The sequence below is a fragment of the Maritalea mobilis genome, from assembly GCF_004363175.1.
Taxonomy (GTDB): domain Bacteria; phylum Pseudomonadota; class Alphaproteobacteria; order Rhizobiales; family Devosiaceae; genus Maritalea; species Maritalea mobilis.
On record NZ_SNYR01000002.1, the window covers coordinates 398298 to 415053 of the forward strand.

The following is a 16756-nucleotide window of genomic DNA, read 5'->3' on the forward strand; positions in this document are numbered from 1 at the left end:
AAGCGCTTAATCAGCAAGGATAAGCCGCACTGCGTAATCCAATGCGCCAGCCGGGCCAATGCGTTCTTTGCCCACACGCCCACGCCGTTTCGCGTCGGCTTCGTCTGCGAGTAGCAAGCCCATTGCAGCAGTCAGCTCATTCACATCCAGCGAAGTGGTGATGCGGCTATCGCCCATCAAGCGCTCGTTTCGGGCAACCCGTGAGGGGCGCGCGTCGGGCGGCACCAGCGCAATGACCGGAACGCCCAAACCTGCACTTTGAAAACCCGCCGTTCCAGCTTGCCCCGCCACAAAGCGAGAATATCTAGCAAGAGTGCCAATGCCTCTATCAAAAAAATAGACTGGGGTTTTATCCACCATCTCGGCCTTGGCCAGATATTCAGGCCCATCAATATCTGGTTCTTTGTCGACCTGCTTCAGCCCCACCGCTCTGATCAAGCTTTCAGCATCTGCTGTGGGCGCAACGGGTATCAAAGCGCTGAGCGGATATTTCCCGGTCAAACGACCCAATGCTCTAATTTCCAGATCGAAGAGCCCCTTGGCAGCATTACGACTGCCCGGTAGTAAGGTCACTGCGGTTCTGTCGCCAATAAGTGGCGCGATGTCCATGGACAGTTCAGGCACGGTGTCCATCATGATATTGCCCACAAAACCAGCATCAAGGCCAAAGGCGCGCAATTGGCCTGCGAGAATATCGTCACGGCACAAGGTTTTCGCTGCGGTGGATTTGATTAGGCGTTTTTCAACGGCGGAATAGGTTGAGGCAAAGCCGGATTTGTAACAATCAAGATAAAGGTCAACGGAATGGCCGCCTGCTTTGCATAGGGCTAACCCGATCATATCGCCAAGCACGATGATCTTGTCCCAACGCCCCTTCTGCTGCCGCATATAGCGGACATGTTTCATGGCCGTCAGTGCTAAGCCATGCTGAAAATCTTTGAGCAGCGAGCCTTGTTTGCGGTGGCCTTCGCTGGCCAAATGGCCGCGCGGGCCCACTAAGGGGCAAATTCCGTTATAGGCCAGCCCCTCGCCCACTGTGGGCAAGGCTTCCATTTCACAATGTGGGGCAAGTGCCTTGGCCAAGGCGGCACCCATGGCATCTTCGCCCATGCCATTGGTGATGATCAAAACGCGCATAAGGCGTTACTTTTTGCTGTTTTTCAGCGCCTCAAGCGACGCGTGAGCATCCGCATAAGGTTCCTGCCGATCAACGCTCCAATAAGCCAATTCATCAAGCGGGATCTGTTTGCCCGTGACCGCGCAGCGCACAAATGTACCTGGCTTAATCACCGCAAAATCAGCATCCAAATAGCGCAATTTGGCTTCGCTTTGGCCAAAACCATTTTCAAAAATATTCATCGTCAAACCTCTTTCGATGTCTATTTAGGCGCCAATGGGCAAAAAATCAAAAAAGACTTTGCTGTTTTTGATCTTTTTCTTCTGTTTTGGCTTTTGGTTTAGGTTCTGGTTTAGATTTTGCAGGCGGTGCATCAGCAACGATAACGCCCAAATCGCCATCAGCGAATTGCACATTCAGCCCATCGCCTTTTTGAGGTGATTGGGCTGACCTTACCAGATTTCCATCTGCATCGGTGATCAGTGCAAAGCCACGTTCTAGCGCTTTTTTGTGGCTCAAACTGTCCAGCAACTTGCCCAAATTTTCCACCTTGGTTTGTTTGCGCTCAAAAGTGGCCAGCGCCGCAGGACGCAAACGAGCAGAGAGGCTAGTGATTTGGGTGGCGAAATTTTGCTGTTTCTGGCGCAGACCATGGGGGGACAAACGCGCACTGATCTGCGAGAAGCCCGCACGTTTGCGGTCCACAAACTGGTTAAGCGCGTTGCCAAGTCGTATGGTGGCCATATCAAAACGTTGGCGCGGTACGCTGGTCAAATCTTGCGCTTTTGGCAAAGCCGCTGAAACGGCACGCAACCGATCTTTTGCAGTCGATATATTTCTTGCCTGAGCTGACCGGAGGCGCGTGCCTTGATCCAAAACATAATTGACCAGTTCTGCTTTAACCGGCACTGCCATTTCCGCTGCCCCGGTTGGGGTGGGTGCCCGCTTGTCTGCAGCATAGTCGATCAAAGTCACATCTGTTTCGTGGCCCACTGCCGAGATGAGTGGGATGTGTGACGCAGCGGCGGCGCGCACCACTTCTTCTTCGTTGAAGCCCCACAAATCTTCGATGGAGCCCCCACCGCGGGCGACGATCAACAAATCTGGTCGTTTGATTGGGCCATATTCGGGCAGTGCGTTAAAGCCATTGATGGCATTTGCTACTTCTGGTCCGCAGGTTTCGCCCTGCACACGCACCGGCCATACGATCACGTGAGTTGGAAACCGATCGTCCAAGCGATGCAAAATATCGCGGATAACAGCACCAGTTGGCGATGTGATCACCCCAATTGTTTGCGGCAGATATGGCAGCTCTTGTTTGCGCGCTGCGTCAAACAGGCCTTCAGCAGCTAGTTGTTTGCGTCGCTGTTCCAACAGCGCCATCAACGCGCCTGCGCCTGCCGGTTCCAGATTTTCGATGACCAATTGATATTTGGACGAGCCGGGATAGGTGGTCAATTTGCCCGAGGCAATGACTTCCATGCCCTCTTCTGGCTTAAACCGCAGCTTTGAGAACACGCCACGCCAGATAACCGCCTCAATTCGGGCTTTTTCATCTTTTAAAGCAAAATAGGCATGGCCGGATGAATGCGGGCCACGATATCCCGTTATCTCCCCGCGAATCCGCACATGGCCAAATTGATCCTCAATGGTGCGTTTTACCGATTGAGAGATTTCTGAGACTGTGAATTCGTGGGCGTTGGAACCCGATGTTGTGGTTTGATCACTCATGAAATTAGTGGTGCCTGTTCATAGTTGAAACGTCAAGGGTGACCTTTTCAAATCAACATGATATGGGAACCTTCAACAGGTTGCAGCGATAATTTCGGATCGAAAACATGAATATTTTGCTATTGGGTTCTGGGGGGCGCGAACATGCGCTGGCTTGGGCAATTTCTCGCTCTGCGCGGTTGGACAAACTTTATATCGCGCCCGGTAATCCCGGCATGGCTGATCATGGCCAATTGGTGTCGCTTGATGTGAGCAATCACAATGCAGTCGCCGATTTCTGTGCCGACCATTCAATCGACCTTGTGGTGGTTGGCCCAGAAGCGCCATTGGTGGCAGGCATTGCGGATGATCTGCAAGCCAAAGGCATCAAGGTTTTTGGCCCTTCAAAGGCCGCAGCTCAGCTGGAAGGCTCAAAGCACTTCACCAAGCAATTGTGCGACGAAATGAATGTGCCGACCGCCAAATATGCACGTTTCGACGAGTTGGACCCGGCCATTGACTATGTGCGGGCCGAAGGCGCACCCATCGTGGTGAAAGCTGATGGCCTGGCTGCAGGTAAAGGCGTGATTGTTGCACAAAGCCTGAAAGAAGCGGAAGACGCACTTTACGCCATTTTTGATGGTGCGTTTGGCGCGGCTGGTGCTTCAGTTGTGATTGAAGAATGTATGATGGGCGAAGAAGCAAGCCTGTTTGCCATCAGCGATGGCGTGAATTTCCAATTGCTCGCTTCTGCTCAAGACCACAAGCGCGCTTATGATGGCGACAAGGGACCGAACACAGGCGGCATGGGCGCTTATTCCCCTGCTCCGGTGATGACAGACGAGCTGATTGAACGCGCGAACAGCGAGATCATCGCACCGTCGATCAAAGGCATGGCCGCACGAGGAACGCCGTTTAAAGGTGTTCTTTATGCCGGCTTGATGATCACTAAGGATGGGCCAAAGCTGATTGAATACAATGTGCGCTTTGGTGACCCTGAATGTCAGGTGCTGATGATGCGTCTAAAATCTGACGTGTTAGACCTGATCGAAGGTTCCATCGATGGCACCTTGGATCAGCATGCGCCTGAATGGCATGATGGCACCGCCCTCACCGTGGTGATGGCATCCAAGGGCTATCCCGGCGATTATGAAAAAGGCACGCCAATTGCTGGCCTTGAAGCAGCGGAAGCCGATGGCGCAAAAGTGTTTCACGCGGGCACTGGCCTTAAAGATGGCCAGTTGGTGGCCACAGGTGGCCGGGTGTTGAATGTAACTGCAGTTGCCGATGACGCACAAACGGCACGTGATAAAGCCTATGCTGCCATCTCTAAGATTGAGTGGGACAATGGCTTTTACCGCAACGACATTGCCTGGCGCGCCTTAGACCGCACAAAATAGTGATGCGACCTTGAAGATATAAAAGTTTAAACAATTTCATTTAAGGTAGGCGTTAATCTTCTAGCATCGGGTGCAGAAATGACAATCACAGGTCCCAAAATTGGCGTTGCGCTTGGCGGCGGTGCCGCACGGGGTCTGTCGCATATTGCATTGATAGAAGCGATGGATGAGTTGGGCCTGAAACCCAGCCTGATCGCAGGCACGTCGATCGGCTCATTTATCGGCGCTGGCTGGGCCGCTGGCATGAGCGGCAAGGAAATCCGATCTTACGCCATTGATGTTTTAGGCTCCATGCGGGCCTTAAGTTCACGCCTGTGGCGCACGCAGGTGACGGGCATCAAAGCCATGTTTCAAGATGGCATTTCCATGCAATTTGATGCAGCGAAAGTGCTCAGCTCTTTCGCGCCAGAAACCATGCCACGGCATTTTGAAGACCTTAAAATCCCCCTGCGCGTGGTGGCCACGGATTATCGCAGCTGGCACCAAGTGGTGTTTCACCAAGGCTTGATTGCCCCAGCCATTGCCGGTTCAATTGCCATTCCCAGCCTGTTCAAACCCGTTTGCCACAATGGGCAAACATTGGTGGATGGTGGTGTGGTGAACCCTTTGCCATTAGATCACGCCGCCCACGGCATGGATATTTTGATCGGCGTTGATGTGAATGGTGATCCCATTCCAGTGAATGAATCGGCGACGCCTTCAGCCATTGATGTGGGCTTGGGTGCGGCGCAAATCATGATGCATGCACTGAGCGCCTATGCCATTTCCGCCTATCCGCCGGATATTTATGTGCGGCCGCCTGTTGGGCATTTTGGTGCTTATGAATTTTGGCGGGTGCGAGACATTTTGGCGGCTGGCGACTCGGTTAAAGACAAATTCAAACGCGATTTGGCCAATCGCATTGACCTTATGATCGCCGGTCAGCAAAAAATTGGATAAGCAGTTCGGCTGCTTCTGCCTCACCAATGCCTGAAATCACTTCGGGATGATGGTGGCAGGTGGGCGAGTTGAAAAACCGCACGCCATTATCCACGGCCCCGCCCTTCACATCTTCTGCGCCATAATAAACCCGTTGCAATTTGGCGTGCGCTATGGCCCCCGCGCACATGGTGCACGGCTCCAGCGTCACATAGAGATCACAGCCATCAAGGCGACCCGTTCCAAGCTTCTCCAATGCCTTGCGCATGGCCTGCATTTCGGCGTGAGCGGTTGGGTCGCCCATGCGTTTCATTTCATTTTGCGCCGTGGCGATGATTTCGCCATTTTTCACAATAACCGCTCCCACGGGCACTTCGCCTGCGGCGGCGGCTTGCCGCGCGAGTTCTAAGGCCTGTTGCATGGGTGTGGGCTTGGTTGGGTTGGTCATCATCATCCTACTTGTTGAAATGTTACCTGCCATAGGTTGGCAAAGGATGCAAAGCATATCAGTTGGCCTTATGCTTGGCGGATAGGAGAATCAGCCATGCGCATTCGGCAACTGCCCAACGATCTGGTGAACAAAATCGCAGCTGGCGAGGTGATTGAGCGCCCGGCCAGCATTGTGAAAGAGCTGGTGGAAAACTCGCTGGATGCGGGTGCCACCCGCATTGCCATCACCACGGCGGCGGGCGGCAAATCTTTGATCCGCATTGAAGATGATGGCTTTGGCATGGGCGAAGACGATTTGCGCCTGAGTGTGGAACGCCACGCCACCTCCAAACTGCCCGAAGATGATCTTGATCATATCTCCACCCTTGGTTTTCGCGGCGAAGCCCTCGCCTCAATCAGCGCAGTGGCCGATCTACGCATCGCCACGCGCCCGCGCGACGAGGAGCTGGGCTTGCAATTGCGCTTTGTCGATGGCGATGCGGTGATCTCGCCCAACCCGATGCCCCATGGCACGGTGATTGAAGTGCGCGAGCTGTTTAAAAATGTGCCGGCACGGTTGAAATTTTTGAAGTCTGACCGAGCGGAAAGCAATGCGATCACCGATGTGATGAAGCGGTTGGCCATGTCCAAACCGCATGTGCATTTCATTCTGTCTGGCTCTGATCGGCAAACGCTGAACTGGCCTGCCCAACCCGTTTCTGATCTCGAAGATGATTTTCAGGGTGACAAGAACCGCTTGGGCCAGATTTTAGGCTTGGATTTCGCGCAAAATGCGGTGCCGATTGATTATCAGCGCGGCCCGGTTCGGGTGCGCGGCATGGCAGCGCTGCCCACTTACACCAAAGCCAATTCGCTGTCGCAATTCTACTTTGTGAATGGCCGCCCCGTGCGCGACAAGGTTTTGCTGGGCGCTCTGCGCGGCGCTTATGCCGACTTTTTGCACCGGGATCGTTTTCCAGTAGCGGCGCTGTTTGTTGATATGCCCAGCCAAGATTTGGACGTGAATGTGCATCCGGCCAAAGCGGAGGTGCGGTTTCGCGATTCAGGCTTAGTGCGGGCGGCAGTAATCCGTGGTGTCATGAATGCGCTTGATGCGGCAGGGTTCCGTGCCTCGAAAACGGTGTCAGATGCAACGCTGAATGCGTTTCAACCGGGCGGCGCCCCTGCCCCGCAACCAACTGACACGGCTCAACCATCGCATGTGGCGCCGAACGCGACGGGCGACGGCTTTGCCATGCCCCAGCAGCCGCAATGGGGTCAGGCAGGAATGACACCTCCGCCGCCCCCACCGCCGAGCTATGGCGCACCGCGCATGCAGGAGTTGCATCAACCGAGCGCCCGCATGGAAACGAGCGAAGAGATTCCGCCAGAAGATGACGATTTTCCGCTCGGCTCTGCGCGCGCCCAATTGTTTGAAAACTATATTGTGGCGCAAGGGCCAGACAGTTTGATCGTGGTGGATCAACATGCGGCGCATGAGCGGCTGGTTTATGAGCGGTTCAAGAAAGAATTAAGTGATGGCCCCGTGCCCGCGCAACGGCAATTGATTCCCGTGGTGGTGGAGTTGCCGGAAGAAGATTGTGACCGGCTGGAAGAAGCGCAAGAAGAATTGGCGCAGGTTGGGCTGGGCGTGGAACGTTTTGGTCCGCGCGCCATCGCAGTGCACGAAACGCCAGCGATTTTGAAGCATCCGAATGTGGAAAAGCTGATCAATGATGTGGCTGATCAATTGGCCGAATGGGACAATATCTCCATTGTCCGTGAGCGGTTGGAAGAAGTGGCGGCGAGGATGGCCTGCCATGGCTCAGTGCGCTCCGGTCGTCGCTTGCGGGCCGAAGAAATGAACATGCTGCTGCGCGACATGGAAGCCACGCCCCATTCCGGCCAGTGCATCCATGGCCGCCCGACTTATGTTGAGCTGAAGAAAGCGGATATTGAGCGATTGTTTGGACGGCGGTAGGATTTTTTCGCCGCCGCAAGCCGCAATAGCCAATTGGTGCCACGCGCCATTGTTCCCCGCGCGCATCGGCACCCACCCACCGTCACCCCAAGACTTGATCTTGGGGTCCATTTCACGTTGGCTTGGATGCAGGGACGTTTTGAATTTCGCTTTATGCACCCAACAATTAGGTGCTGCACCGTTGTCCTCAAATGGATTGCAAGATCAAGTCTTGCAATGACGTGGGAGAGCGTGGTTTGGGGTGGTGCGATCAGTTGCCGTTGGTGGACGTTAGGCGCTTATGCAGCCGGTGCTTTGAACAGGTGAATGGTCGTATCGCCATAAGTGCGCTCGTCGAGCAGTTCGAATCCTTCGGGCGCAGTGATTTCGACACCTTTTTGCTCTTCCCAAACGATAATCGCTTCGGGGGCGATCCAGCCACCTTTGTGGGCGATTTCTAGGGCTTTGTCGCCTAGGCCCTTGGCATAGGGCGGGTCCAGAAAAACCAAATTGCACGGCAGAATGCGTTGGATTTGGCCTAGATCTGTTGCATCACGGCGGAGCATGCGGGATTGGCCTGCCACGCCAAAATTCTGGATATTTTCGCGCAGCAAGGCCCGCGCTTCGACGCCGGTATCCACGAAAGTGGCGTGTTCAGCGCCGCGTGACAGGGCCTCAAGGCCCAACGCGCCAGTGCCGGCAAATAAGTCCAAGACCCGACATTCGCTCATCACCGGGCCAAAATAATTGGCCAAGATATTGAACAGGCTCTCGCGCACCCGATCAGAGGTGGGGCGAATGTCGTTAGATTGCGGTGCCGCAATGGTTTTGGATTTAAACTTACCAGCAACGATGCGCATAAAACTCAGTCCGCCTTATGATTTGCGCGGCGGACGTCCGCCCAGCTTGCCACCAAAAGGTTTGCCGCCTGATGGCCGACCGCCAGCAGGCCTGCCCCCACTTGGTTTGCCGCCGCGACCACGTGGACCGCGCTGTTCGCCAGCGGGACGGCCTTTATGGCGCCCAGCATCTGAAAAGCCTTGTCCCCCACGATCATCACGAGGTTTGCCGCGACCACCAGCGGGCTTGCCACGCGGCTTGTCGCCAAATGGTTTACGATCTCCGCGATCATTGCGCTCGCCACGGTCTGGTCTTTCTTTATTGCGATCCGTAAAGGCGCCACGCCGATCATCCGGGCGGCGGTCATCACGACGACCAGCACCGCCGCGTGGCTTATCACCAAACGATTTGCGATCTCCACCACGTTCACCGCGTGGTTTATCGCCAAATTGTTTGCGGTCGCCACCACGCTCGCCCCGTGGCTTATCGCCATAAGGTTTCTTATCGCCAAACTTTTTCTCGCCGAAGGGACGTCCGCCCTCTTTACGATCACGTTTTTCAAACGGCTTTTTATCACCATCTCTGTCGTCGCGGCGATCTTTGTTGAACTCGCGTTTCGAGCCACGATCATCGCGATCAAATTTACGCCCTTTGTCGCCAAAGCGCTTTTTGCCGCGTGGGCCGTCCTCATCCTGATCTTTTTTGCGGGCAGCAGGCACGTGTTCGCCAATATTGCCATCATCAAAAAACACGCGACGTTTTGGCGTTTCTTCCTGCTCATCGAACCGACGACGCGGCGCGCGCTTATCGTCTTTTGGCTTGCGGGGTTCGCCAGTGCGGCCACGCGCACGACCAAATTGAGCAGGCTTTTCTTCGGCCTTTTTCTTTTCCGCTTTCGGCACAACAGGCACAATCGGTCCGTCAAAATCCACGCCTGCGGCCTCGGCAAGCTTTTGGCCCAACTGGTCCTTCAACACGCGGGTTTTCACTGCCTGAATTTCACCCGGCTTCATTTCGTTCAGTTGAAACGGGCCGTAGCTCAAGCGGATCAGGCGATTCACGTCCAAACCAAAAGCGGAGAGCACATTTTTAACTTCGCGGTTTTTGCCTTCGCGCAGGGATACAATCAGCCACACATTGCTGCCTTGCTGGCGCTCCAGCTTGGCTTCAATCGGGCCATAATGCACTTTGTCGATGGTGATACCATCCTTAAGTTCATCCAGCTTTTCCTGGGTGATACGGCCATAGGCGCGCACGCGATAGCGCCGTGCCCAACCTGTGGACGGCAGCTCAAGCGCGCGTTTCAACCCACCTTCATTGGTGAGCAGCAGAAGGCCTTCTGTATTGATGTCCAACCGACCAACTGTCAGCACGCGGGGCAAGCCAGCTTCTTCAAAGGCTGAAAATACAGTTGGGCGACCTTCAGGGTCACTTTCAGAAACCACCAAGCCAGCAGGCTTGTGGTACAGCCAAACGCGTGTTGCTTCACGCTCACCCAAAGGTTGGCCATCAACCCGCACACGGTCTTTTTCTGAGATATTGACGGCCGGGCTATCAATGACTTTGCCATTAACCGACACGCGGCCTTCGGTAATCCAAGTTTCAGCCGTGCGGCGCGAGCAAAGGCCCGCACGCGCAATCACTTTGGCAATACGATCACCGTTCTGGCGGTCATTTGTGCTGCCAGCGTCTTTTTTGGCCATTTGGTTGGCTCCGAAGCAATTGAAAGAGTTTCGGAGGGTTTACCTGTTTGTTAGGAACCTTGCAACGCTTCTCTGATCTCTGGCGGGCAAAGTGGGCTATCTAGTGGCACCAAATCACCATTTTCTGCCAAACAGATCAAATCTTGACCACCCACCTTGGTGAAATATTTCTCAGGTGGCAGGTAAAGTGGGCGTTTGTCGCCACTTTTTAGCGCTTGTTGATAGATCAAACGCTGTTCGCGGAAGCGGCGGGCAACTTCTTGCGCCTCTTTCGGCGTGAAGGCACGGCCCTGCGCATCGCTGAGATCCACAACGCGTGCGCCACGGATCAAGCGGATTTCATTTTCGGTGAGTTGGGTTTCATCCAACCGCACTTCATCAGAATCTTCAGGCAAAGCAGCAGCAGCTGTTTTGGTTGGGATCGGCAGGAACTTCGTGTCCTTAGGCAAAACCAACGGGGCGCGGGGGGCAGAAATATCTTCCTTTTCTTCGCGCTCCAAAATGCCCAAGCCGCGCAAAGTTTCCGACATCACTTCTTGTTCGAATGTGTTGCCATCCTTAAACGCGTTGGTGCCTTCAACAGTAGTGCATGCAGAAAGGCCGAAAAGTGATGCGCCCATCAGCGCGCTCAACCCAGCCCATTTGGCCATTAGATTTGATTTCCGGTTCGCTAAGAACATGCATGCCACTCCAAAATACATTGCCAAAAGGCCATAGGTCTCAAAAAAGGCTATTTTGAGGAACTATCCCCTTGGGGCCTTAACACTATATCCCATAACAACATAATAAGGCCAAGAGCAATTGCTACATCTGCCAGATTAAAAATATACCAATAATAGCCATAGGCATGAAATGAGAAGAAATCGGCCACAGCACCATAAGCAATGCGGTCGATCAAATTGCCCAATGCGCCGCCCAGCACTGTGGCAACGCCCCAGCGGGTGAGATTGCTTTGGGCGGTGAACCACCACACGGCAAGCCCGAGCATAGCAACGGCCATGATGCCGATCAGCACATAGGGTGAGGAATTGCCCAACCAGCCATATGAAATGCCGGTGTTCCAGGCCAAAACATAATCAAAAAATGGAGTGACATTGATGATTTCGCCACCAGTCCACCCCAAAATATTGAGCATATAAAGCTTGTGGCCCTGATCAATCAACAGGGCCAGAATGAAGGCAAATAGGCTTTTGTGGGCAATATTCGCCTTCATTGTTCAGTCCTTATGCTTGCGCCAATTCGCGCAGCGCCTGCGCATCGCGCAAGGTGACATCCGGATAGTCTTTATCTTCGCCAACTTCTGGCAAGACCTTCCAAGATCGTTCGCACTTTTTGCCTTCGGCCATGGCTGGCACCACGGAAACGCCAGGCACATCGTCCAACCGGAACGCTTCGCCAGGGCCTTCATTTTGCAGCACTTCAGCTTGGCTGGTGATGGAAATCTCAGCCATGTCTTGCCCGTGCAAGGCCACATATAGATCAGCGTCTGACACATAGACCTTTGGTGCAGATTCGAGCGACGAGCCGATGCGTTTTTCGCGGCGCTCGATCTCAAGCGCACCCGTTACCACACGGCGAACCTTGCGGATTTTCACCCATTTCTCGGCCAGTTGGTCATTGCGCCAGTTTGCAGGCACAGCAGGAAACTCGCGCTTGTGCACAGAGCTATCCGCCTCAGGGAACCGCTCCAACCACACTTCTTCCATGGTGAACACCATGATGGGCGCCAACCATGCAGTGAGGCACTCAAACAACTTGTTCAACACGGTCAAAGCCGCTTTGCGCTTCACGCTGGATTTCGGGTCGCAATAAAGCGCATCCTTGCGGATATCGAAATAGAAGGCAGACAGATCAACCGTCATGAAATTAAACAGTGTTGAGAACACCCGTTTAAAATCAAAGGTCTTGTAATAGGTCCGCACTTCTTCATCCAGCTTGGCCAAGCGGTGCAACATATATTGCTCAAGCTCTGGCATATCTTCAAATGCCACTTCTTCTGCTGGATCGTAATGGGCCAAATTGCCCAAAAGGAACCGCAGCGTGTTGCGCATTTTGCGATACGCATCCACGGTGGTTTTGATGATGGTGTCGCCGATCCGGTGATCTTCTGAATAGTCAACAGAGGCCACCCACAAGCGTAATATGTCAGCACCATATTGCTTGATGATGTCTTGCGGCGCGATGGTGTTGCCGATTGATTTCGACATTTTGCGCCCATCTTCAGCCATGGTGAAGCCGTGGGTCACCACGTTTTTATAAGGCGCACGACCACGGGTGCCGCAGCTTTCCAACAATGAAGATTGGAACCAACCGCGGTGTTGGTCTGAGCCTTCAAGATAAACATCAGCAGGTGATTGGTGATGGTCGCGCTTTTCCAACACGAATGAGTGGGTTGAACCAGAGTCAAACCACACATCCAAAATGTCAGTCACTTGCTCCCATTCGGCAGCATTATATTTGTCGGTCAGGAACCGCTCTTTTGCGCCTTCAGCAAACCATGCATCCGCACCTTCCGCTTCAAACGCGTCGGCAATGCGGGTATTCACTTCGTCATCCTTCAGAACGTCGCCATTTTCATTGACGAACACGCAGATCGGCACGCCCCATGTGCGCTGGCGAGACAACACCCAGTCTGGGCGGCCTTCGACCATTGAACTTAGGCGGCGTTTGCCGGTTTGTGGCACAAAGTTTGTGGCTTCAATCGCATCCATCGCTCGGGTGCGCAAAGTGTCGCCCTGCCCGTCAATATCGCGATCCATATACACAAACCATTGTGGTGTGTTGCGATAGATGATTGGCTTTTTCGACCGCCAAGAATGCGGATATTGGTGCTTCAATCGACCCCGTGCTGCCATCGCACCACGCGCTGCCAATTCAGCGATCACCTTATTGTTGGCGTCGCCCTTTTTGCCTTTGTCATCGATGATGCGTGCACCGTCAAAGCCGGGTGCGTCTTTGGTGTAATAGCCGCCCGCATCTACGCAGAATGGAATGGTTGGATCGATGCCACGTGCTTCAAGCTCACGGGCATTTTCCATCCAGATTTCAAAGTCATCTGCGCCGTGGCCCGGTGCAGTGTGTACAAAACCTGTACCTGCATCATCTGTCACGTGATCACCATTGAGCAGTGGCACGGTATAGTCGTAACCATCTGCATGGCCGTTCAATGGATGTTCGCATTCGATGGTGCCCAGCACATCAGCTGGCACGTCGCCAATACGCTCAAAAACGTCCACACGGGCTTTGCCGAACACATCGGCAGCCAAATTGTCGGCCAAAACCAGCAATTCACCCTTTTCGACCCAGTTCTCATCCGGCGCTTCTGTAACTTGATAAAGGCCGTAAGAGATATCTGACGAATAAGATACGGCGCGGTTGGCGGGGATGGTCCAAGGCGTTGTGGTCCAGATCACCACTTTCGCATCCATCAATTTCTCAACCAAATCGGCTTGGTCGCCTGTGCCGCCAGCGGCTGAAATGGGGAACTTCACCCAGATCGCATCGCTCTCATATTCATGATATTCGATTTCGGCTTCGGCCAAGGCGGTGCGTTCCACCACGGACCACATCACAGGCTTTGAGCCACGATAAAGCTGGCCAGATGTGGCAAACTTCATCAGTTCGCGCGCGATCTGTGCCTCTGCATCGAAAGACATGGTGATATAAGGATTGTCCCAATCGCCATTTACGCCCAAGCGCTTAAATTCTTCGCGCTGCACGTCCAGCCAATGGGCGGCAAATTCGCGACATTCCTTACGGAATTCGTTGATTGGCACTTCGTCCTTATTTTTGCCTTTGGCGCGATATTGCTCTTCGATTTTCCATTCGATGGGCAACCCGTGGCAATCCCACCCCGGGATATAGGCGGCGTTATAGCCCTGCATCTGGTGCGAGCGCACCACCATATCTTTCAGCACCTTGTTCAAGGAGTGGCCGATATGGATGTTGCCGTTCGCATATGGCGGGCCATCATGCAGGATGAATTTTTCTTTATCCTTAGAGGCATCGCGCAATTGCTGGTAGATGTTCATATCTTCCCAGCGCTTTAGCCAGCCTGGCTCGCGCTTGGGCAGGCCTGCCCGCATGGGGAATTCGGTTTCAGGCAAGTTCAATGTTGCCGAATAGTCTTTTTTATCGGTTTGGTTGTCGCTCATAGTGCTAACATTCATTCAATTTGTATTTGGGAAAAGCCGTCAGGCGCATTGGCCGCGGCTAGAACTCGATGTTTTTACCCGACACTTCGTTCGCGCACTTCGCGCAGATTACGAAGGCCGGCTAATAATTCGAATAATCGGAATGAACTGCGCAGCACTTTTGGCGCTCGCAGGAGCGATAGATAATCGTTCAATTGCCATGTGATCAAAGAAGGTCACGAGTTGGTCACCGATTTATTGCTAATCAGAACGCTTTAGGCCAGAACAGGGCGCAAAGTCAATCTTTTGCCCGAAAAACTTGGGGTTGATTACTGATCGAAAAAGCCCAGTTTGACGTCGATTTCCGACATTGCTTTTTCATCAGCCAAGATTGCCTTGGCCTTTTCGCTGTCTTTGTCCATAGCGGCAATCAATTCATCAAGGGAATTGAAGTTCTCTTCGCCCCGCAAATATTCGCAAAGCGCCACTTCCATATATTCGCCATAGACTTCTTGGGCGAAATCGAAAATGTGCGTTTCAAACAAGGTCATTCCATTGTCGAACATGGGACGACGGCCAAAGTTTGCAACGCCATGATAGGTTTTGCCTTTCACGCGTGCGCGCACCACATAAACGCCATGCTTAAGCCCTTCATGGGGCGACAAATGCAAATTGGCTGTGGGGTAGCCCAGTTCGCGCCCACGCTTATCACCATGGCTCACTTCGCCAGCGATGAAGGCATGATAGCCGAGCAACTGGTTGGCGAAACGCACCTCGCCCTCGCGCAAGGCTTCGCGCACACGGGTGGACGACACAGGCGCGTCGCCTTCGTCCAACATATGGTTGATCACCACGTCAAACCCATATTTCGGGCCCGCCTCGACCAGATATTGCGGAGTGCCCGCTCGGTTTTTACCGAAATGGAAGTCAGCACCAACAGTCACGATGGACGCGCCGAGCTGATCAACTATGTAATTCTCGATAAATTCGGGCGCCGATTTTTGTGAAAAATCTTTGGTGAATGGCATGATCACAATGCCATCAAAGCCCATCGCTTCCACCAAACGCGCTTTTTGGTTGCGCTCTGTTAGACGAAACATAAAGGGTTCTGGCGCGAATACATCGCGAGGGTGCGGTTCGAATGTCAACACCAAGGCGGGCACGTTATTGGCCGCGGCCATTTGCTTTGCGCGCTCAAAAATGGATTGATGTCCGCGATGGCAGCCGTCAAAATTGCCAATGGCGACCACGCCCCCGCGCAAATGCTGCGGCAGCTGGCCCAAATTTTCGACAATGGTAAACGCCATAATGTGAAGCCCTATTTGCTGAATCGATGGCAAATTTGAATTGGCGCAAACTGCCCCTTTTGGCGGCAATTTGCAAGCAAACCCTTTTTATATTTCGTCGCATATGGATAAGGGGTTTCCCCAAGTTGAGGATTTACCGCACTTTCAAGGACGGGCCGTACCATAGCGAAATATTTTATGATTTCTAGGGGTAAGAGAATGGCTTTGGATCGGTCCATGCGCATTCTGATTGTGGATGATTACACCACGATGCTGCGCATTTTGCGAAATCTATTAAAGCAATTGGGGTTTGAGAATGTTGATGAGGCCCGCGATGGGCACGAAGCGGCACAACTCACCGCACGGGCTAAATATGATCTGATCATATCAGATTGGAACATGGAGCCGATGACTGGCTATGAATTGCTGCGCCATGTGCGGGCGGACGCAACAAATGCCCATGTGCCCTTCATCATGATTACGGCAGAATCTGCCACTGAAAATGTGATCGCTGCTAAACGTGCAGGCGTGAATAATTACATCATCAAACCGTTCACCACCGAGGTGCTTTTCGCCAAGATGCAAGCGGTTTTTGAAAAGCAGATGGCGGGATAGGCCCATGATACAGGCGGCAGAACAGCAAAAACCGGAATTGGATTTGACCGATCTGGCAGAGCGAAATGATGAACGCATTCCGTTGAAAGATGTGATTGCATTGGCAGAAAAAGTCACCGCGGCACTTAAGCCCTTGGTGCGCAGTTTAGACCGTTCAATGCACCAAGAACTCAGGGAGATTTTGGGCGCGATTGAAGGTCTACGGAGCGAGCTTTCTCGCGTTGATGCCAACGATATTTTCGCCAAACGCATCCCAGAAATGGGGCGCGAGCTTGGCGCGATTGTTAAAGCTACGGAAGTGGCGACCGATACGATTATGAATGTGGCTGAGCAGGTGCTGGCCGCTGATAAGTCCGACCCGGAAAAATATGCGGCGGAAGTTGAGCAGCATATGATGGCTATTTTTGAAGCCTGCAGCTTTCAAGACCTTACCGGTCAGCGCGTGACCAAGATCATCCATACGATGGAAGTGATTGAGCAACGGATTGAAGTACTGTGCCGCATGATTGAGAACAATAATATCGCGCCCGTCAGCACTGGCGAAATGAGTGAGCGGGAAAAACGCAATCGCGAAAAGCTGGTCAGTGGCCCTGCCCATGAGGGCGAAGGGGTTTCCCAATCTGACATTGATGCGATGTTTTAAGA

At 53.3% G+C, this 16756-nt stretch carries 15 protein-coding genes; 5 read left to right on the top strand and 10 right to left on the bottom strand.

Annotation, left to right across the window (positions count from 1 at the left end; all coding sequences use genetic code 11):
• Positions 1-6 precede the first annotated feature (6 nt).
• From ATL17_RS09775 to xseA, 3 genes are read right to left on the bottom strand one after another with little or no spacing between them, the layout of a single operon-like run.
• Positions 7-1137: a hypothetical protein gene (locus tag ATL17_RS09775; protein ID WP_133572619.1), complete on the bottom strand. Its 1131-nt coding sequence runs from the start codon at positions 1135-1137 to the stop codon at positions 7-9.
• Positions 1138-1143: 6 nt separating this feature from the next.
• Positions 1144-1359: a DUF2093 domain-containing protein gene (locus ATL17_RS09780; RefSeq protein WP_133572620.1), complete on the bottom strand. Its 216-nt coding sequence runs from the start codon at positions 1357-1359 to the stop codon at positions 1144-1146.
• A gap of 46 nt (positions 1360-1405) precedes the next feature.
• The gene (xseA, locus tag ATL17_RS09785; protein WP_133572621.1) at positions 1406-2848 is read right to left on the bottom strand and encodes an exodeoxyribonuclease VII large subunit; all 1443 of its coding nucleotides are present in this window, start codon (positions 2846-2848) and stop codon (positions 1406-1408) included.
• A gap of 107 nt (positions 2849-2955) precedes the next feature.
• Between xseA and purD the strand changes: the two genes are divergently transcribed.
• Both purD and ATL17_RS09795 read left to right on the top strand, forming a co-directional pair.
• Complete coding sequence (gene purD, locus ATL17_RS09790; protein ID WP_133572622.1) at positions 2956-4227, top strand: phosphoribosylamine--glycine ligase; 1272 nt, start codon at positions 2956-2958, stop codon at positions 4225-4227.
• A gap of 78 nt (positions 4228-4305) precedes the next feature.
• Positions 4306-5166 (top strand): patatin-like phospholipase family protein, encoded by an 861-nt coding sequence (locus ATL17_RS09795; RefSeq protein ID WP_133572623.1) that lies wholly within the window; start codon positions 4306-4308, stop codon positions 5164-5166.
• On the opposite strand, the gene ATL17_RS09800 is transcribed toward ATL17_RS09795, so the two are convergent.
• The gene (locus tag ATL17_RS09800) at positions 5135-5566 is read right to left on the bottom strand and encodes a nucleoside deaminase (protein WP_208111200.1); all 432 of its coding nucleotides are present in this window, start codon (positions 5564-5566) and stop codon (positions 5135-5137) included. The two genes, ATL17_RS09795 and ATL17_RS09800, sit on opposite strands and share 32 nt — an antisense overlap.
• A gap of 123 nt (positions 5567-5689) precedes the next feature.
• On the opposite strand from ATL17_RS09800, the gene mutL reads away from it, so the two are divergent.
• A complete protein-coding gene (mutL, locus tag ATL17_RS09805) occupies positions 5690-7555 on the top strand; it encodes a DNA mismatch repair endonuclease MutL (RefSeq protein WP_133572624.1) in 1866 nt (621 codons plus the stop codon).
• Between the two features lie 278 nt (positions 7556-7833).
• Here mutL and rsmD read toward each other — a convergent pair whose 3' ends face one another.
• The 6 genes from rsmD to ATL17_RS09835 all read right to left on the bottom strand — a co-directional run bounded on the left by rsmD (position 7834) and on the right by ATL17_RS09835 (position 15517).
• Positions 7834-8394, bottom strand: coding sequence for a 16S rRNA (guanine(966)-N(2))-methyltransferase RsmD (gene rsmD / locus ATL17_RS09810; protein WP_133572625.1), 561 nt, complete (start codon positions 8392-8394; stop codon positions 7834-7836).
• 15 nt (positions 8395-8409) lie between these two features.
• Positions 8410-10077, bottom strand: coding sequence for a pseudouridine synthase (locus tag ATL17_RS09815; protein WP_133572626.1), 1668 nt, complete (start codon positions 10075-10077; stop codon positions 8410-8412).
• A gap of 50 nt (positions 10078-10127) precedes the next feature.
• Positions 10128-10757: a hypothetical protein gene (locus tag ATL17_RS09820; protein ID WP_133572627.1), complete on the bottom strand. Its 630-nt coding sequence runs from the start codon at positions 10755-10757 to the stop codon at positions 10128-10130.
• A 50-nt stretch (positions 10758-10807) separates the two neighbouring features.
• Entirely contained in the window at positions 10808-11290 is a 483-nt protein-coding gene (gene lspA, locus ATL17_RS09825) for a signal peptidase II (RefSeq protein ID WP_133572628.1), read from the bottom strand.
• 10 nt (positions 11291-11300) lie between these two features.
• Complete coding sequence (gene ileS, locus ATL17_RS09830; protein ID WP_133572629.1) at positions 11301-14231, bottom strand: isoleucine--tRNA ligase; 2931 nt, start codon at positions 14229-14231, stop codon at positions 11301-11303.
• A 308-nt stretch (positions 14232-14539) separates the two neighbouring features.
• Positions 14540-15517 carry a bifunctional riboflavin kinase/FAD synthetase gene (locus ATL17_RS09835; protein WP_133572630.1) on the bottom strand — a complete coding sequence of 326 codons (978 nt, stop codon included), beginning with the start codon at positions 15515-15517 and terminating at the stop codon, positions 14540-14542.
• 198 nt (positions 15518-15715) lie between these two features.
• Here ATL17_RS09835 and ATL17_RS09840 point away from each other — a divergent pair, with 198 nt between their 5' ends.
• Both ATL17_RS09840 and ATL17_RS09845 read left to right on the top strand, forming a co-directional pair.
• Positions 15716-16111, top strand: coding sequence for a response regulator (locus tag ATL17_RS09840; protein ID WP_133572631.1), 396 nt, complete (start codon positions 15716-15718; stop codon positions 16109-16111).
• 4 nt (positions 16112-16115) lie between these two features.
• A complete protein-coding gene (locus ATL17_RS09845; protein WP_133572632.1) occupies positions 16116-16754 on the top strand; it encodes a protein phosphatase CheZ in 639 nt (212 codons plus the stop codon).
• Positions 16755-16756: the final 2 nt, after the last annotated feature.

Excerpts from the sequence above, each read along its gene's own strand:
- ATL17_RS09775 (WP_133572619.1), bottom strand. The coding sequence starts at position 1,137 with ATGCGCGTTTTGATCATCACCAATGGCATGGGCGAAGATGCCATGGGT.
- ATL17_RS09780 (WP_133572620.1), bottom strand. The coding sequence starts at position 1,359 with ATGAATATTTTTGAAAATGGTTTTGGCCAAAGCGAAGCCAAATTGCGC.
- xseA (WP_133572621.1), bottom strand. The coding sequence starts at position 2,848 with ATGAGTGATCAAACCACAACATCGGGTTCCAACGCCCACGAATTCACA.
- purD (WP_133572622.1), top strand. The coding sequence starts at position 2,956 with ATGAATATTTTGCTATTGGGTTCTGGGGGGCGCGAACATGCGCTGGCT.
- ATL17_RS09795 (WP_133572623.1), top strand. The coding sequence starts at position 4,306 with ATGACAATCACAGGTCCCAAAATTGGCGTTGCGCTTGGCGGCGGTGCC.
- ATL17_RS09800 (WP_208111200.1), bottom strand. The coding sequence starts at position 5,566 with ATGCAACAGGCCTTAGAACTCGCGCGGCAAGCCGCCGCCGCAGGCGAA.
- mutL (WP_133572624.1), top strand. The coding sequence starts at position 5,690 with ATGCGCATTCGGCAACTGCCCAACGATCTGGTGAACAAAATCGCAGCT.
- rsmD (WP_133572625.1), bottom strand. The coding sequence starts at position 8,394 with ATGCGCATCGTTGCTGGTAAGTTTAAATCCAAAACCATTGCGGCACCG.
- ATL17_RS09815 (WP_133572626.1), bottom strand. The coding sequence starts at position 10,077 with ATGGCCAAAAAAGACGCTGGCAGCACAAATGACCGCCAGAACGGTGAT.
- ATL17_RS09820 (WP_133572627.1), bottom strand. The coding sequence starts at position 10,757 with ATGTTCTTAGCGAACCGGAAATCAAATCTAATGGCCAAATGGGCTGGG.
- lspA (WP_133572628.1), bottom strand. The coding sequence starts at position 11,290 with ATGAAGGCGAATATTGCCCACAAAAGCCTATTTGCCTTCATTCTGGCC.
- ileS (WP_133572629.1), bottom strand. The coding sequence starts at position 14,231 with ATGAGCGACAACCAAACCGATAAAAAAGACTATTCGGCAACATTGAAC.
- ATL17_RS09835 (WP_133572630.1), bottom strand. The coding sequence starts at position 15,517 with ATGGCGTTTACCATTGTCGAAAATTTGGGCCAGCTGCCGCAGCATTTG.
- ATL17_RS09840 (WP_133572631.1), top strand. The coding sequence starts at position 15,716 with ATGGCTTTGGATCGGTCCATGCGCATTCTGATTGTGGATGATTACACC.
- ATL17_RS09845 (WP_133572632.1), top strand. The coding sequence starts at position 16,116 with ATGATACAGGCGGCAGAACAGCAAAAACCGGAATTGGATTTGACCGAT.